At 50.1% G+C, this 19,982-nt stretch carries 3 protein-coding genes; 2 read left to right on the forward strand and 1 reads right to left on the reverse strand.

What is annotated here, in order from left to right; genetic code table 11:
• Positions 1–50: 50 nt before the first annotated feature.
• Positions 51–1,643: a PGAP1-like alpha/beta domain-containing protein gene (locus ICC18_RS01130; protein WP_188172543.1), complete on the reverse strand. Its 1,593-nt coding sequence runs from the start codon at positions 1,641–1,643 to the stop codon at positions 51–53.
• Positions 1,644–2,066: 423 nt separating this feature from the next.
• Here ICC18_RS01130 and ICC18_RS01135 point away from each other — a divergent pair, with 423 nt between their 5' ends.
• The gene (locus tag ICC18_RS01135; protein ID WP_188172544.1) at positions 2,067–2,870 is read left to right on the forward strand and encodes a thioesterase II family protein; all 804 of its coding nucleotides are present in this window, start codon (positions 2,067–2,069) and stop codon (positions 2,868–2,870) included.
• 31 nt (positions 2,871–2,901) lie between these two features.
• Positions 2,902–19,965 (forward strand): non-ribosomal peptide synthetase, encoded by a 17,064-nt coding sequence (locus ICC18_RS01140; protein ID WP_188172545.1) that lies wholly within the window; start codon positions 2,902–2,904, stop codon positions 19,963–19,965.
• Positions 19,966–19,982: the final 17 nt, after the last annotated feature.

Here is a 19,982-nt window from a genome sequence, read left to right on the forward strand (position 1 = left end):
CGAAAGGTCTGAATTGACCTGAGGGATAGCCCTATTTTTAAATAAATGGCTTAATGCCTTTCACCCTTTTCGTCGACGTAAATGGAACGAATCAGCGTTCTTTCGAAAGGAATACCTTTCTCAGTTTGCCCCTTTACGATGAAAGAAGCTTGGTAGACGCCGGGACTGTTTTCGTCAGTGAGATTTACCTCGCTGTTTTCATCAATAGATTCGAGGCCTTTTATTTTTGTCGTTTGCTTTTTGCCGCCGGCATGGTTGCCCTCAGGAGTAAAATCAACTTGGTATTGGACGTTAAGCTTGCCTCCTTTCAATGAAGCCTTATCCCACCCAATTTGAGCCTTCGTCTTCTCATTGTTAAGCTTCAATCGAATGGATTTGTCCAAATCGGAATCGTAATGAACGGCCATCAAGTAGCCGCCGGGTTTAGCGTTTTGTGCCTGGAATGTCCATGCGCCTTGATCGGGATTATTCACTACGGCAATGTGATGCCAAGCATTTTTGAACACTTGTTCGTCTTGATAAGATGTAACTTGGATACTCGTTTGTTTTCCCGTCGGTGAAATCAGTTCCACTTGATCTGCCTTCTGATCGGAGATCCAGTCTATGGTAAGGCTCCGAACATCGTTTTCCACAAGAAAGCTTTCGCTGGCTGTTCCATTGTGCGCTCCCCCGCGTACGAGCAAGTTGCTTGCTGTCCCGACTGTAATATCCTGCGGAGCATCGGAGGGTTTACTGCTTGCAATTGTAACGAGCTCGCTTTGAACGTCAGCTTTAGTTGATGCTGTGCCTGTGGCGGTTAAGTACGGTTTGAATAATGAAAATGTGGTTGAGCCTTTGCGGATCGTATTATGATCCCATTCACCGACCTTAATCATAGTACCCTTGGGTACATAGGAACTGTTTACGGTAACCACACCGTCGTTATTTCCGAATAGCGACAAATAAAGTCCGCCGGCAAAGTAAGAGCTGCTAGGTGAGGCGGCCCAGCCTTTTCCGGCAAATGTGTAGAACTTATTGTAGGAACTATTGGCGTTCGAATCGGTAATAGAACGGAAGTAGCTCATGTAGGAGGTCTGCATGGAATAAGTGGCGTCGTTTTTGTAGCCGATGAGGTCGGCGAGCCATCCCGCCCAGCTTGAATAAGCAAGATCGGCCAGCTCCGAACCGCGATGCGGGGAACTCAATGTGATCACATTAGTAACGTACGGATAAGCCTTGTAGTGCACTAGAGCAGCTTGCGTATCCACGCCTCCCTTGCTGTGCGCGACAATCATAAGCTTCTTGTTGAAATATTGGGAGATGACGGCAATTTTTTGAGCTAGCAGCTGTCCGTTGTCCCACATATTTTTGGGAGTTCCGCCTGAATCGTTCAATTCAATAAAAGCGGTTTGATATCCGTTATTGTAGGCCGTTTGATACATGTCATTGGTGTCATACCAGGAACCGGCATTACTGCCGAGACCTTGTACGAATAAAATGACGGGCAATTTCGAATCCAGATTAGGTGGCGTCGCTCCCGGCGACCAAGTGCCCGGAACTCTGTTCAGGTTTGGGTTAGAAACGGCAGCGGTGGCAGGCGCAATAACGAAGCTTACTACCAGCATGAATGCTAGAAAGACGGAGGCGGCAAATTTCTTCATCATTTCATTCCTCTCATTTTTTTCACTTGGCTGGCCAGCCGACTCAATTATCGCACTATTTTCCTAATTTTGTATTTTAATTGTTTATGAAGAGGGGTCATTTGTGTGTATTATAATTTTTTTTTATAAAGATGATTTTAATTTTAGTAAATTCAATACTTGATTAGTTTAATTGCTTTTACCAGTTTTATGCAGGTTGGAAGCGATATTTCACCACGTTAATTTTCCTGTTATTAACAATTCGATCACATAAAATTAAATAATTTCCATTATTTTCTTTATAATCTTTTCTTATTCAGTTAACACTACGCTAATAAATCTTCATTAACTTTAAAGATGGGTCAGGAATATGTTTGGGGACAGGGGGGAAATAACAATCTGTTAGGGTTTCTATAAAAAAATAAAAAGAGTGGAAGAGGTAGAGAGATGACATCCAAACTTCATTCATGGTTCTTGAATGCAAATGTGAATTCCCGTGCCGACCTTCGCTTATTTTGCTTTCCGTACGCTGGAGGCGGAGCTTCGGTGTTTCGTGAATGGTCTCGTTTTTTTTCGAAAAATATTGAAGTGTGTCCCGTTCAGTTACCTGGCAGAGAGAGCAGGGGACTTGAATCTCCCATGACTTCGTTAACGCAAATCGTCCAAGCAATTGTTGTCGAGATCGAACCGTTGCTGCATACCCCCTTTGTTTTTTTCGGTCATAGCATGGGCGCCTTGATCGCCTATGAAACAGCCCGCCAAATAAGCAAAAAGTATGGAAAACATCCCGTTCATTTATTTGTTTCAGGGCGTTCTGGTCCCAGATTTCCTTATACGAAGAAAAAGCTTCATCAGCTTCCGGATGACCAGTTCAAAAATGAGCTGAGACGGATGAACGGCACGCCGGAAGCGGTGCTGCAGAATGAGGAGTTGATGCAGCTTCTAATGCCAAGGCTTCGAGCCGACTTCGAAGTATGTGAAACTTATGCCTATATTCAGGATCAGCCGCTGCAATGCCCGATATCCGCTTTCAGCGGGAATGCAGATTACGATGTCAGCGTTGCCTCTTTGGCCGCATGGAATGAGCATACGCTTAACGAATTTAAGCTGCATATGTTTGATGGAGATCATTTTTTTCTGCATAACCAGCAAGAAAATGTCATGCAGACGGTTATCGATAGCATTCACCCAATCCCTGCGATCCCTGCTCAAAAGCAAGTCGTTCACACAGGCAACGTTATCTGGCTTTAGATAGAGAACAAAACATGGTGGAGGGAACCTAATGTCGAACCAACCGACTCACCCGTTAACACATGCGCAAAAAAGAATCTGGTATACGGAGAAATTTTATCCGGGCACGAGTATTTCCAACCTGGGCGGAACGTTTAATCTGAAAGATGAAAATTTGAATTACGGGTTGTTAAATCAAGCGATTCTTGAGTTCGTTAGACTGAACGATTCTATTCGGTTACGTGTTCAGGATGAGCACAGCAGCGAACCGCGTCAGTACATCGCTTCATTCACTCCATTCGAAATTCCATTCTACGATTTCAGCGGACAAGATGATGCTGACTCCAAGGTGCGCGGGTGGGGCGAAAAAGGCATGATGCAGCCTTTTCAGCTTCACGATGCCGATTTGTTTGAGTTTGCTATTTTCAAAATAAGCGATGTTGAGGGCCGGGTTTATGTCAAAATTCATCATCTGATCTCTGACGGGATCTCGATGGTGCTTGCGGTTAACGAAATCATCGATATCTACGTAGGTCTGGTAAACGGAGAGGACTCTATTCAAGATAAGCCAATGTCGTACGTGGACTACGTTCGGTCAGAACCTGAATACGAGGCTTCGGACCGTTACCTGAAGGATCAAAAATTTTGGCATGAGGAATTTCAAAGCATACCGGAATTTACAAGTTTGAAAACATACGATTTGTACCGTGTCAGCACCGAAGCGGCGAGAGAATCGCTGATCATTTCACCAACGCTGCGCGATGAGATTACAGGATTTTGCAAAGAACATAACGTTAGTGTATTTACGCTGTTTGTTGCTATGCTGTTTACATACATTTATCGCGTCACCTCTTATGAAGACATCGTGCTTGGCACCAATTTCTCCAATCGGACGAACGCAAAAGAAAAAAATATGCTCGGCATGTTCGTCAGCACGACGCCGTTTAGAATGCTGGTAGAGCCTGAGCTGGACGCACTTTCGTTTATCCGCAAGGTCGGCAAAAAGCAGATGAACATTTTCAGATATCAAAAATATCCTTATAATGTGCTGGTGGGCGATTTGCGGGAAAAGCACAGCGACATCAGCAGGCTGTTCGGCGTTTTCGTGGAATACCAGGTGATGGAATGGCAGAAAAAAGACGGGATCGAATACGTGACAGAACCGTTTGGCAATGGGGACGAAGCCAACGACTTCATCATACATATCAAAGATCGTATGGACATAGACCAACTGCAGCTGGACATCGATTATCGTACGGGCTTATTTACGAGTGAAGAAATCTCTGCCATGTTAGAGCACATGCTCATGCTGCTAAAGGATGTATTGGAAAATCCGGGCAAACCGTTGTTTGCGCTGGAGTTCTGTACGGAGCAGGAGAAGCATCGGCTGCTTCATCAATTATCAGGTATTGATGCTGATTATCCGATAGAACAAACGATCCATGGGATGTTTGAAATACAAGCGGAGAGGGTGCCGGATCGCATTGCGGTCAGTTTCGGCAGCGAGAGCCTTACTTACCGTGAGCTGAACGAACGTTCCAACCGTTTGGCGAGAATGCTTCGCGATTATGGCGTGAAGCCTGACGATCGGGTTGGTCTTATGGTGGATCGTACTGTGGAAATGTTCGTAGGCATCCTTGCCATATTAAAAGCCGGCGGCGCGTATGTGCCTCTGGATCCGGATTATCCCGAAGAGCGAATCCAGTTTATGCTTGAAGATAGCGGGGCTCTGCTTTTGCTTACTGAAGTACAGTGGCAGGAAAAAGTACCTTTTACGGGAATTGTTTTGGTCATCGATATGGATCGGCTTTCCTATGGCGATAGTTCCAATTTGCCGGTCGTAAACCAGCCGTCCGATATGGCTTATATCATTTACACCTCCGGTACGACAGGAAAGCCTAAGGGTGTTATGATCGAACATCGCAATGTGGTCCGGCTGCTGATTAACGACAAGCTGCAGTTTAACTTTAGCGACAATGACGCGTGGACCTTATTCCATTCGTTCAGCTTTGACTTCTCGGTATGGGAAATGTACGGCGCCCTATTATACGGTGGCAAATGCGTGGTGATTCCGAGGATTATTGCGCAGAATCCGAAGGAATTTGTTCAGCTTCTCCGACAAGAAAAAGTAACTGTGTTGAATCAGACGCCTACTGCATTTTATGCGTTGATTAATGAAGAGCTGCAGCAGGAAGATAGCGAGCTATCGATCCGTTATGTCATTTTCGGCGGTGAGGCGCTGAACCCGATGATGCTGAAGCCGTGGCGCAACAAGTATCCGGAAACAAAGCTGATCAATATGTACGGGATTACGGAAACAACGGTACATGTTACGTTTAAGGAGATTGGCGAAAAGGAAATTGAGACGAATGTAAGCAATATCGGAACGCCGATTCCGACGTTGACCTGTTATATTTTTGACCAAAACCGGAATCTGGTGCCCATGGGCGTAGTGGGTGAAATGTACGTCGGCGGAGCAGGGGTAGCCAGAGGCTATTTGAATCGTGACGAACTGACGCAAGATCGTTTCATCATGAATCCGTATAAGCCGGGTGAACGGTTGTACAAATCCGGTGATTTAGCCAAAATGCTGCCAAACGGAGAAATGGAGTATTTGGGCCGGATCGACAATCAGGTGAAAATACGCGGTCACCGCATCGAAATCGGCGAAATCGAAACGAGATTGCTTCAGCACCCGATGATTCATGAGGTGACCGTCATTGCGCTCGAGGATGCGCAAGCCCAAAAATATTTGTGTGCCTATCTGGTCAGCGATACGGAACTCATGGTATCTGAACTGCGCATGCACCTGGGGCTGGAGCTTCCGGCGTACATGATCCCTTCGCACTTTGTACAATTGGATAAAATGCCGATCACCGGGAACGGCAAGATTGACCGAAGAGCGCTGCCCAAGCCGACAGGGGCTGCTGTGACCGGCCGTGAATATATGCCGCCAAGCACCGAAACGGAAGAAAAGCTTGTCATGATTTGGCAAGACATCTTGGAGCAGGAAAGAATCGGCGTACAAGATAATTTTTTTGAATTGGGCGGCCACTCCTTAAAGGCGATGCAAATCATTTCGCGCGTCCATCAGCTTTTATCCGTGGAACTTCCGCTTCGCGTTTTGTTTGAGACGCCAACGATTACTGAAATTTCTCTGTATATCGATCAAGCGACTAAAGAAACTTACACCTCGATTTTACCCGCTGAACAGCAGGAATATTACCCTCTATCCTCATCTCAGAAGCGACTTTACGTGTTGAACCAATTCGAAGGTACGGGAACGACCTATAATATGCCCGGCGTTTTTACCGTTGAAGGACCGCTCGATCCAAGCCGATTGGAAGCTGCCTTTAACCGATTGGCTGCTCGTCACGACATGCTTCGAACTTCTTTTCATACGATTGATGGAAACCCTGTACAAAAAGTACACGACCACGTAGATTTTACCATTCAACATTATGATCATGGGGCCAACGACTCTATTGAGGACCTGGTTTCCAAGTTTGTCCGGTCATTTGAGCTGGATCAAGCACCGTTAATTCGAATCGGACTTGCACAAATCGATGAACACCGCCATCTGTTCCTGTTTGACATGCATCACATCATCTCCGATGCGCTGTCGATCGAGATTCTCATTGACGAACTGGCGGCATTATACCGGGGCATGGAACCTGCGGCAAAACCGGTATCTTATAAAGATTTCGCGGTCTGGCAGCATGATGCTTTTCAGTCAGGCGCTTTGAAAAAGCAGGAAGCTTACTGGCTTGAAGCTTTTGCCGGGGACATTCCTGTACTGGGTATGCCTGCCGATTTCCCGCGTCCGGCGGTGCAAAGCTTTGAAGGCGACAGCATCCTGTTCGGAACCGGCCAACAATTGATGATTCGTTTAAACCAACTAGCCGCAGAAACAGGCACGACAATGTACATGCTGCTGCTTGCAGCTTACAACGTTCTACTCGCTAAATATGGGAACCAGAACGATATCGTTGTCGGGACGCCTGTTGCAGGTCGATCACACCCGGATGTGCAGCATACGATCGGCATGTTCGTGAGCACGCTTGCTCTCCGAAACCGACCGACAGCTGACTTAAGCTTTCGTGCATTTCTGGAGGAAGTAAAACGGAACGCGCTTCTAGCTTTTGAACATCAGGATTATCCATTTGAGTCGCTGGTGGAAAAGCTGGATGTCGCAAGAGACATGAGCAGAAATCCTTTGTTCGATACGATGTTCAGCCTGCAGATGAAAGACCTGATGAAGCTGGAATTCGACGAATCATTAACTTTCGTGCCATATGTTTCGGATAACCGCATCTCCAAATTCGATCTTTCTTTGGAAGCGACGGAGAAAGAACTGGAGCTTGTCTTCCAACTGGAATACAGTACCAAGCTGTTTACGAAATCGACGATGGAGCGATTGGCCGGACATTATATCGAAATTTTAAAAAGTGTGACGGAAAGTCCGGATATCGTCTTAGCAGATATCGCAATCGTAACAGGGGATGAAAAGCGGTTGCTCCTGGAAGAGTTCAATGAGACGAACCGTGAATATCCTTCAGGCAAAACATTCCCGGAGCTTTTTGAAGAGCAGGCTAAGAAAACGCCGGATCAGGTGGCCGTTATTTGTGAAGAGGATATGCTGACCTACCGTACGCTTAACAACATGGCAAACCAGCTCGCTCGAAGGCTTCGTATCAAGGGTATTCAATCGGAGAGCGTCGTAGGAATTATGGTTGAACGTTCGATTGATATGATTATCGGCGTACTCGCGGTTTGGAAAGCGGGAGGCACCTATTTGCCGATTGATCCCGAGTATCCGGACGATCGGATTCAATATATGCTGGAGGACAGCCGGGCGGAGCTGTTGTTATCCAATCGGGCGATAGCCGGCCGTGTAGTTTTTGATAAAGAGATCATTTGTTTTGAGGATAACGGCTTGTACTCGGAAGCTGCTTCCAATCTGGGAATCAGCCCGGCCGAGAACCAACTTGCCTATATTATCTATACATCCGGCACGACCGGACGTCCCAAAGGCGTCATGATCGAGCACGCCAGCTATACGAATGTCGCTTTTGCCTGGAGAGAGGCATATCAGCTGGACACGTTCCAGGTCAACTTGCTGCAGATGGCGAGCTTTGCCTTCGACGTATTTGCTGGAGACATGGCCAGAGCCTTGCTGAACGGAGGCAAGCTGATCATTTGCCCGAACGATGTAAAGCTGGATCCGGCTTCGCTCTACGAATTGATACGGAAGTATCAAATCAACATTTTTGAATCGACGCCGGCGCTCATTGTTCCTTTGATGCAATATATCTATGATCAGGGGCTGGATATTAGCCAACTGAAGCTGCTTATCCTCGGATCGGACAGCTGTTCTGCCGAAGATTTTGCCAATCTGCGCTCACGCTTCGGAGACGGGATGCGCATTGTGAACAGCTATGGCGTGACGGAAGCTTGCATCGATTCCAGCTTCTATGAACATACGGAAGAATCACTGCCGTATTTCGGCAATGTGCCGATCGGCAAGCCGCTGCCGAACATGAAATTTTATGTGTTGGATCAGCAGCTTAGACTGCAGCCGATCGGTGTTCCCGGCGAGCTTTGCATCGGCGGCATCGGGGTTGCACGCGGTTACTATAATCAGCCTGAGCTGACCGCCGACAAGTTTGTCGATAATCCGTTTGTCCCTGGGGAACGCATGTATCGCACAGGGGATATGGCCAGATGGATGCCGGACGGTAACATTGAGTTCCTCGGAAGAGGCGACCATCAAGTTAAAATAAGAGGCTATCGCATCGAGCTGGGCGAAATCGAAGCAAGCTTGCTGAAGCACGGCAGCGTCAAGGAAGCTGTTGTAATCGCTAGGGACGACAGCATGCAGCAAAAATATTTGTGCGCGTATCTTGTTGCTCGAGATGAGCTAACGATTACAGAGATTCGTGACCATTTGTCAGATTTGCTGCCGGCTTATATGATCCCTTCCCATTTCTTGCAGCTGGACAAAATGCCGCTAACGCCTAACGGAAAATTGGACCGTAAAGCGCTGCTGGCTCTCGAAGGCGGTATGCATTTCGGAAGTGAGTTTGTTGCGCCTACGAATGTAATCGAAGCGAAGATAGCCGCCGTGTGGCAGGAAGTGCTGGGCATTGACCAAATCAGCATTCATGCCGATTTCTTCCAAGTCGGTGGCCACTCGCTGAAGGCAATGATGCTCATTTCACAAATGCACAAAGCGTGCGGCGTAGAAATTCCGCTGCGCACGTTCTTCCAAGCGCCGACGATTGCCGCTGTCGCCGCATACATGATCCGTTCGGATGAGCAGAGTTATGCAGCCATTGAACCCGTGCCTGTTAGTGAGCATTATCCGGTGTCCTCGGCGCAAAAGCGGATGTACGTGATCCATCAGCTCGATGAAACGGGCACAACCTATAACATGTCGGATGCCATGCTTGTGGAAGGGGAGCTGGATCGCGAGAGGTTAACCGACGCGTTCCGGGGATTGATCCGTAGACATGAAGCGCTGCGAACTTCCTTCCATTCCGTGGATGGCGTGCCGGTACAGAAAGTGCATGCCGAAGTTCCATTCGGCATTGAGATGATGGAAGCGAATGAGGAGAACATCTCTGTAATCATTCACGAGTTAGTAAAGCCATTTGATTTGGGGCAGGCTCCTTTGATGCGGGTCGGGCTTGTAAGCTTGTCCGCGGAACGTCACTTGTTGCTGTGCGATATGCATCACATCATTTCCGACGGCATTTCCGTATCGGTACTCATTAATGAATTCGCCGAACTGTACGAGGGCGGTTCCCTTCCGGAGCTTCGCATACAATACAGAGATTTTGCCGTATGGCAAAACGAACGGCTGCAAAATGAAGCGTCGAAACGCCAAGAGGTCTATTGGCTGGATACTTTTGCCGGTGACATTCCGGTACTCGATTGGCCGACCGACTATACCAGACCTGCCATGCAGAGCTTCGAGGGAGAACGCATCACTTTTGAGGCCGGCGAGGCATTAATGCGCCAGCTTCACAAGCTGGCCGCGGATACGGGAACGACGCTGTACATGGTGCTGCTTGCGGCCTATAACGTGCTCGTGGCCAAATATACGGGTCAGGAAGATGTGATCATCGGTTCGCCGATTGCCGGAAGACCGCATGCGGATGTGGAACGCACAATCGGTATGTTTGTCAATACACTCGCGATCCGAAACTTCCCTGAGGCTGATAAATCATTCAAGCAGTTTTTAGCGGAAGTCAAGGAAGTTTCATTGAAGTCCTTTGAAAATCAAGATTATCCGTTCGAAGAGCTGGTCGAGAAGCTGAGCGTAAGACGTGACTTGAGCCGCAATCCGCTGTTTGACGTCTTGTTCGTATTGCAAAATACGGGCGATGAAACGATCCGGACAGCCGATCTTGCCTTTTCGCCGTATGGAATCGATCGAAATATCTCGAAATTCGATCTGTCCCTGGAGGCTGCTGAAAGCGATGACGGGCTATCCTTCCACTTGGAATACAGGACGGCATTATATCAGCGTGCGACTGCAGAACGGATTGCGCAGCATTTTCTGCAAATCTTGCATGTCGTAACAGCTGATTCAGCTATCCGACTAGGGGATATCGACATGCTGTCCGCTGCGGAAAAAATGCAGCAGCTGCACGAGTTTAACCAAACTGGAGCGTCGTTCCCGCAGGATCAGACGATCCATGGCCTGTTCGAGGCGCAGGCTGAGCGGACGCCGGAGCGAATCGCTGCTTCTTGCGGCGATGAGCAGCTGACGTACCATCAGCTGAACGAACGCGCAAACAGCCTGGCTTATGTGCTCCGCAGCCACGGCGTGGGGCCGGACGTCAGGGTCGGACTGCTCGCCGAGCGCTCGCTCGATATGATCGTCGGCATCCTTGCGACGCTCAAAGCCGGCGGCGCGTACGTGCCGCTTGACCCGGACTATCCGCAGGAGCGCACGCAGTTCATGCTGGAGGACAGCGGGGCTCGCGTCCTGCTGGCGCAGCCGCACCTGATGGGCAAGGTCCCATTCGATGGCATCACGCTGGATATGAGTGACAGCGAGTTGTACGCCGGGGATACGGCGGACTTAAAGCCGATGAGCGGTCCGCAAGACATGGCATATATTATCTATACGTCCGGCACGACCGGCAAGCCGAAAGGCGTCATGATCGAGCATCGGAATGTCGTGCGTCTGCTCGTTCATGACCGGCTGCAGTTCGATTTCAATGAACTCGACGTATGGACGGTATTCCATTCCTTCTGTTTCGACTTCTCCGTGTGGGAGATGTACGGGGCGCTGCTATACGGGGGAAAATGTGTCGTCGTGCCGAAAACGACGGCGCAAAACCCGAAGGCGTTCGCACAGCTGCTGCGCCAGGAGGGCGTAACGGTATTGAACCAAACGCCGACCGCGTTCTATGCGCTGATCCATGAAGAGCTGCAGCAGCCGGATAGCGGGCTTGCCGTCCGCTATGTCATCTTCGGCGGGGAAGCGCTGAACCCGGTCATGCTGAAGCCGTGGAAGGCGAAATATCCGAATACGCTGCTGATCAATATGTACGGGATTACCGAAACGACCGTACACGTGACCTATAAAGAAATTACGGATCGCGAAATCGAAACGAACCTGAGCAACATTGGCCGTCCGATTCCGACGCTGACGAGTTACATCTTCGACGCGCAGCGCAGGTTGGTGCCGATCGGCGTCGTCGGCGAGCTGTACGTCGGCGGGGACGGCGTCGCGCGCGGGTACTTGAACCGCGAGGAGCTGACGGCCGAGCGGTTCGTCATGAACCCTTACAAGCCGGAAGAGCGGCTGTACCGGTCCGGCGACCTCGCGCGTCTGCTGCCAAGCGGCGAGATGGAATATTTCGGACGGATCGACCATCAGGTGAAGATCCGCGGGCACCGCATCGAGCTGGGCGAGATTGAAACGCAGCTTCTGCGGCACGAGCGGATCCAGGAAGCGACGGTGCTGGCGCTGGACGACGAGCAGGGGCAGAAGTTCCTGTGCGCCTACTTCATCGCAAACGGAGTATTGACCGTTTCCGAGCTGAGGGCGTACATCGGCAGCGATTTGCCGGCGTACATGATCCCGTCGCATTTTGTGAAGCTGGACCGCATTCCGCTCACCGCCAACGGCAAAATCGACCGCAAAGCGCTGCCGAAACCGGAAGGCGGGCTGGACTCGGGCACAGCCTACGTGGCGCCGAGAACAGAGCTCGAGGCAGGGCTGGCGCAGATTTGGCAGGACGTGCTCGGCTGCGAGCGGGTCGGCGTGCTGGACGATTTCTTCGCGCTGGGCGGGCATTCGCTGAAGGCGATGTCGCTCATCACCGCGATGCACAAAGCGTACGAAGTGGAAGTGCCTCTAAAGGTATTGTTCGAGAATCCGATTGTCGAGGCTATTGCAGCTTATATCCAAGCGTCCGTAAAAGAGGCGTATGTATTCATCGGGCGTGTGGCTCAGGAGCAGGATCATTATCCGGTATCCTCGGCGCAAAAGCGGATGTACATTCTCAGCGAGTTTAAAGGGCCGGGTACCGGTTATAACATGCCGGAGGCGTTCATGATCGAAGGATCGCTTGATGTGATCCGGCTTGAAGCGGCTATGAAGGAGCTTATTGCCAGACATGAGATCCTGCGAACTTCGTTTACAACGGTTTATGGCGAACCGGTTCAGCGAGTACACACGGACATCGAATTTTCGATTGAAACGATAGAAGTTTTGAATGAAACAGAACTTACCGGGATCGCCAAAGCGTTCATACGCCCATTTGAATTAAACAAAGCACCGCTTCTTAGAGCGGGTTTGGCAAAGCTGGCCGATGGGCGGCAGCTGTTCCTGGTCGATATGCATCATATTATTTCCGACGGTGTATCCATAGGCATCATGATGGACGAATGGGTCCGCTTATATCAAGGCGAGCGTCTGCCTGATCCGGGGATTCAGTATAAAGACTTTGCCGTATGGCAAAACGCCTGGTTCGAAACGGATGCATATAAAAGGCAGGAGTCTTATTGGTTGAGCGCATTCGCGGGAGAAACTCCGGTGCTCAATCTGCCGTGCGATTATGTCCGGCCTGCCGTGCAAAGCTTTGAAGGCGACCGTGTTCATATCGTCGTCGAAAGCGAGCTTTGCCGTCAGCTCGAACAGCTCGCTGCGCAAACCGACAGCACCCTGTTCATGTTGCTGCTGGCGGCTTACAATGTGCTCCTTGCCAAATACAGCGGGCAGCAAGAGTTCGTTGTCGGCACCCCGATTGCCGGAAGATCGCATCCGGATACGGAGGGCGTACTCGGGATGTTCGTTAACACGCTGGCTCTACGGAACTATGTCGATGAAGAAATGACTTTCCGCGAGTTTTTGGCGGGCGTGAAACAGCGTGCACTGGAAGCTTACACCCATCAAGATTATCCGTTCGATCGCTTGGTGGAGCAAATCGGCGCAGCACGGGATTTAAGCCGAAATCCATTGTTCGATACAATGTTTATCCTGCAAAACATCAGTTCGCAATCTCATGCGGATGATTCCAGCGACGGCTTGAAATTGGCTGCGACCGCGATCCATGACGGCATTGCTAAGTTCGACCTAACGTTTGAAGCCAGAGAAGTGAACGGCGAAATCGAACTGTTTATCGATTATGGTGTGAAATTGTTCAAAAAAGAAACGGTAGAACGGATCGGTCGCCATTTCGTTCAATTGCTAAAGAATGCGGTTCAAAACGCGGATATCCGTCTGGCCGACATGACGGTATTGAACGAAACGGAACGGCACCAATTGCTTGTTGCCTTTAACGATACGCGTACAGATTTGCCAAGCGACAAGACGCTGCACGGGCTGTTCGAAGAACAAGCGGAGCTCACGCCGGATCAGCCGGCGGTCGTATGCGCTGGGCAGATGCTTACTTATGCGGAGCTGAATGCTAAGGCCAACAGGCTCGCGAGGACGCTCCGGGAGCAAGGCATCGTGCCTGAGACGAGCGTGGGCATTATAGCGGATCGCTCCATAGAGCTCGTTGTCGGCATATTGGCGATTCTAAAAGCCGGCGGTGCTTACGTGCCGATCGATCCCCAGTATCCGCAAGAGCGGATCCGTTACATGCTGCAAGACAGCCGTATCCAACTCGTCCTTAGTCAGTCGCATCTGATCTCGATCATGAGTGAAGATCGTTATGCCGATTTCGACGGGAAGTGGCTCGATCTCCATGACGAGCGACTATATAGCTCTGACGGTTCGAACTTGCAGAAGGTTAACGCGGCCACTGATCTGGCGTATATCATTTACACTTCGGGAACGACAGGGATGCCTAAAGGTGTCATGATCGAGCATCGCAGTATTACACACAACCTGCTATGGAGAAAAGGCGAATACGCGCTCGATACCAGTGATACGGTGCTGCAATTGTTCTCCTTCGCTTTCGACGGTTTCGTGACCAGCTTCTTCACGCCGATCATCGCCGGAGCAACGGTCATCCTGCCGCTCGAAGAGGAAGCGAAGGATCCGCTGCTCATGAAGAAGCAAATCTCTGCGCATCGGGTTACGCATTTCATCAGCGTACCCAGCTTGTATACGGCACTGCTCGAGTGCATGAGCGCAGAAGAAGCAAGCTCGCTGCGCATCGTGACGCTGGCCGGGGAGAAGATGACCGGTACCGTGGTTGCTCGCAGCAGGCAGCTGCACCCGCACATCGAGTTGGTGAACGAATACGGACCAACGGAAAATAGCGTTGTTGCGACATACGAGAGAGGACTTGCGACCGATAAAGAAATTACGATCGGACGGCCGATTGCAGGTACGCAAATTTATATTGTAAGCGGAAGCGGCGGTCTGCAGCCGATCGGCGTCATCGGCGAGTTGTGTATTGCCGGCAACGGCCTCGCCCGCGGGTATTTGAACCGTGAAGATCTGACAAGCGAGAAATTCGTGCGGAATCCGATTGCGGCCGCTGCGAGCGGAAGCGGGCGGATGTACAGAACAGGAGATCTTGCCCGCAGATTGCCGGACGGTACGATTGATTTCATCGGACGTCTTGACGAGCAGGTGAAAGTAAGAGGATACCGTATCGAGCTCGGCGAGATCGAATCCGTCATCCTGCAGCATCCGCTCATTAACGAAACGGTTGTGATGGCCAAAGAAGACCATCGCGGAAGTACGTATCTGTGCGCTTATATTGTCGCGGACGACGTATTTACACTCGACGATTTAAAGGTACACACAGGAAAGAAGCTGCCTGCCTATATGGTACCAACGTATTTCGTGCAACTGTTGGCGATGCCGCTTACGCCTAACAGCAAAGTGGATAAACATGCGCTGCCGGAGCCGGATATGGATCTGATGGTCAAAAAAGAATATGTCGCTCCTTCCACGGCAGTGGAAGCCAGGCTGATCCGAATCCTTCAGGATTTGCTGGAAATCGGGCAAATAGGCATGCTCGACAACTTCTTTGATCTTGGAGGGCATTCGCTAAGCGCCATGACGCTGGTCTCCCAAATATACCAACAATTCCAGGTCGAAGTGCCGTTAAGAACGGTCTTCGAGACAGCGACGATCAAAGAACTTGCAGCACAAATTCAGGAGACGGAGCACTCGCGTTTCGAGTCGATTAAACCGATATCGGAGCAGCCGTATTATCCGCTTTCGTCCGCCCAAAAGCGATTGTTCATCCTGAATATGCTGGATAGCGGCAGCACGACCTACAACATGCCTGGCGCTATAACGATCGAAGGCAAGCTGGACGTCCGGCGATTTGAAGCAGCTTTCCAGAGCTTGGCAGACCGCCATGAAACGCTCCGCACTTCATTTGATACGGTTGACGGCGAACCGGTCCAAAGCGTACAACCTACGATTGAGATACAGGCGGATTATATCGAGTACGCTGTGAACTCGCTGCCGTCGACAGATGAGCTCATCGCGCGGTTTGTCCGGCCGTTTGACCTCAAGACCGCACCTCTATTCCGAGTGGGACTCGTGAAGCTGGAGGAAGAACGACATTTGCTCTTATTCGATATGCACCATCTCATTTCCGACGGGGTATCGATGGGCATTTTCATCCGAGAATTCGTACAGCTGTACAATATGGAATCACTGTCTCCGCTGCGGATTCAATACAAGGATTTCTCGACGTGGCAAAACCGTCTGTTCAGGTCGGAAACGATCAAAACGCAGGAAGCCTACTGGCTAAGCCGGTTTGAAGACGAAGTTCCGCTGCTCGATCTGCCAACGGATTATGGAAGACCGTCCATGCGCAGCTTTGCCGGAGACAGCAGAGCGTTCAGAGCGGATAAAGATTTGCTGAAACAGCTTCAGCAGCTGGCGGCGACGAGCGGTACGACGCTTTATATGGTGCTGCTTGCCGCATTCAACGTGCTGCTCTCGAAATACGCCAATCAATCGGATATTGTGGTCGGAACGCCGATCGCCGGCAGATCGCATGCGGATTTGGCACCGGTGATCGGGATGTTCGTCAATACGCTGGCTATAAGGAGCCGGCCTGAGAGCTCCAAGTCGTTCAGACAGTTTTTGGCCGAAGTGAAGGAACAGGCGCTTACGGCTTTCGAGCATCAGGATTATCCGTTCGAGACGCTGGTGGAAAAGCTTGATCTTCATCGCGATTTAAGCCGAAATCCGCTGTTCGATACGATGTTTATTATGCAAAATATCGGCAACCAATCGATCGGGATCGAGTCCTTGAAATTTATCCCGCAAGAAGTTCCGCATACGACATCGAAATTCGACCTGACCATGCTCGCGATCGAAGATCATGACGGATTGGAATTGACGATTGAATTCTGTACGGCGTTGTTCAAACTGGAGACGATGGAACGTTTTGGCCGCCATTTCGTTCGAATACTTCAAGAAATCGCCATACAGCCTGATGCGAAGCTAGCGCAAATCGATATGCTCTCTGTGGAAGAAAAAAAGCAAATTATCGTCGACTTTAACCAAACGAAAGCCGATTATGCCTACCATTGCACCATCCAGGAGCTGTTCGAGCGCCAGGCGGAGAAAACGCCGGATTATGTTGCGGTCGTATGGGATAACGAGCGGTTGACTTATCGTCAGTTAAATGCGAAAGCAAACCAACTGGCGAGGGTGCTGCGCGAGAAGGGCGTCGCGACAGACTGCATCGTCGGTGTCATGATGGAGCGGTCCGCCGATTGGATCGTCACCATGCTCGCCATTCTTAAAGCGGGAGGGGCGTACCTGCCGATCGACATCGAATATCCGGCGGAGCGGATTCGTTACATGTTGGAAGATAGCGGTGCGCAGCTCATTATTACGCAGACGCAGCAGGATTGTCCTGCAGAATATGCAGGTGAAGTCGTTGCGCTTGCCGAGATGGATTTGTATCTCCGGAATGACGCCAATTTAGGTACGTTAAGCACGTCCTACGATTTGGCTTACGTGATCTACACGTCGGGTACGACGGGCAAACCGAAAGGGATTATGCTCGAGCATGCGGGGATTGCCAATTTACAGACCTATTTTGTAAATCAATTCGGTGTGACGGAAGATGACCGGATCGGTCAGTTCGCCAGCAGTTCCTTTGACGCTTCGGTTTGGGAAACGTTTATGGCGCTGCTGACGGGAGCTTCGCTGTACGTGTTGTCCAAAGAGATCATTGGCAACTATACGAAATTTGAAGATTATATCACCGACAATCGGATATCGATCCTGACGCTTCCGCCGACCTATATGACACACCTGAATCCGGACCGGATGAGCTCTCTGAAGAAGCTGATAACCGCAGGATCCGCCACTTCGTTCGAGTTGATCCGCAGGTGGGAAGACAAGGTGCAGTATTATAACGCGTACGGTCCGACGGAAACGACGATTTGCGCGACCGTCTGGGAGGCGGACACTTCGAAGCTGAACGTCGGTGCGGTTCCGATCGGTTACCCGATCCCGAATACGCAGGCGTACATCATGAATGCTGATAATCAGCTTCAGCCGATCGGCGTGCCGGGCGAATTATGCATCGGCGGTGTCGGATTGGCCAGGGGATACGTGAATAAACCGGAACTGACGGACGAGAAATTCACGGACAGTCCTTTTGTCCCAGGTGAACATATTTACCATACCGGAGACCTTGCCCGCTGGTTGCCCGACGGAAATATCGAATACTTGGGCCGGATCGACCATCAAGTGAAAATCAGAGGGTACCGGATTGAATTGTCCGAAATCGAATCCGTCATGCAGGGTCATGATCTGATTCAAGAAACCATCGTCATCGCGCGCGAAGACCGTCATGGCCAACATTACTTATGCGCTTATTTTACAAGCAGTTCCGCAGCTCCAGTATCAAACATGAGAGAGTTTGCAGCGGGCTCGCTGCCTGATTACATGGTGCCATCGTATTTCATTCAACTGGAACAAATGCCTTTAACGCCTAACGGTAAAATTGACCGCAAAGCGCTGCCGGAGCCGGAACTGGGCGACATTCATACAGGTGTAGATTATGTAGCGCCTCGTAATGAATTAGAGCGGCTGCTTGCGGAAGTCTGGGAAGATGTTCTTGGGGTTCGTCCGATCGGCATCCAAGATCATTTCTTCGAGCTTGGCGGCGATTCGATCAAAGCGATCCAGGTATCGACGCGGTTGTATAAACATGATTGGAAGCTGGACATGAAGGATCTGTTCCAAAATCCCGTTATCGAGAAGCTTAGTGCGTATGTGCAAAAAGCAGGCCGTAAGAGCAACCAGGATATGGTGATCGGGGAAGCGGCATTGTCGCCGATCCAGCGCTGGTTCTTCGAACAGCGATTCACGGATATGCATCATTGGAACCAGTCGATCATGCTGCAGGCCACCCATGGATTTAAGGAATCGGTTGTCCGCCAAGTTTTTGCCAAAATAATGGCGCATCACGACGCGCTTAGAACGGTGTTCCAGGTTGATAATGACAGGATCGTTGCGCACATTCGCAGGCTGGAAGAAACTATGGTGCACTTGAACGTAATCGATGTAAGAAATCAGGCTGATGAGGCTTCGGTGATTACGGAAGAAGCGAACCGCCTGCAGGCGAGCTTTGATTTGAACGAGGGTCCTTTAGCGAAGCTGGCTTTGTTCAAGACGACAACCGGCGACCATCTCCTGATTGTCATACACCATCTCGTGATCGACGGAGTTTCCTGGCGCATTATCTTGGAAGATTTTGCTCTGGGGTATGAACAAGCGATGAATGGCGAGGACATTGTCTTCCAGGATAAAACGGATGCCTATCCGGTTTGGACGAATCAGCTGCAGGCTTATGCAGCAAGTAAACAGTTGTTAAAGGAACGGAATTATTGGCAGGAAATTGGGGGCATGTCTCAAGCTAATCTCCTGAGAGACAAAAAATCGGAAGAATCGAAGCTCATTCATACGCGAAGTACGGCCTTTGAGCTTAGCGGGGATGAAACGGAACGGTTGCTGAAGCAGGTTCACCATGCTTATCATACGGACGTTCAAGACATTTTGTTGACAGCTTTAGGCTTAAGCGTACAAGAATGGACGCAGCAGGATCAAGTGATCGTCAACATGGAAGGGCATGGCCGGGAAGATTTGGAGGGGCAGGTCAATGTATCGAGAACGGTCGGTTGGTTCACAGCCCAGTTCCCTGTTGTCCTTGATTTGAATGGCTTGCACGATACGGGCTCTCAAATTAAACAAATCAAAGAACATGTAAGGCGAATACCGAACAAAGGCATCGGATTCGATCTGCTGAGATTTATGGCTCCGGAAGAGATTCGTTTGAACATGGCGCAAAAGCCGGAAATCGGCTTCAACTACTTGGGCCAATTCGATTCCGATGTCACGACAAAATGGTTTACCATATCTCCTTACGATATGGGCGAGCCGATGAGTCCGGATGCCGAGCGTTTGTTTACGCTTGACGTCACAGCGCTGATTCAAGGCGGAAAACTAAGCGTCCGTTTTGCCTACAATATTCAAGATTTCCATCAGATGACGATCATGCAGCTGGAGCAAAATTTTAAAAAGCACCTGCTCGAAGTTATGGAACACTGCATCCAAAAACAAGGAACCGAGCTGACCCCGAGCGACCTCGGCGATCATGAGCTCACCTTGGAAGAACTTGATGGTTTGGTTGATATTTTCGAGTCATGAATCCGGAGTGCGAACTC

This window comes from Paenibacillus sedimenti (genome assembly GCF_014534655.1).
Lineage (GTDB): Bacteria > Bacillota > Bacilli > Paenibacillales > NBRC-103111 > Paenibacillus_E > Paenibacillus_E sedimenti.

What these genes read in the sequence shown, in the direction of transcription:
- ICC18_RS01135 (WP_188172544.1), top strand. Translation starts at nt 2,067, where the DNA reads ATGACATCCAAACTTCATTCATGGTTCTTGAATGCAAATGTGAATTCC.
- ICC18_RS01140 (WP_188172545.1), top strand. Translation starts at nt 2,902, where the DNA reads ATGTCGAACCAACCGACTCACCCGTTAACACATGCGCAAAAAAGAATC.
- ICC18_RS01130 (WP_188172543.1), bottom strand. Translation starts at nt 1,643, where the DNA reads ATGATGAAGAAATTTGCCGCCTCCGTCTTTCTAGCATTCATGCTGGTA.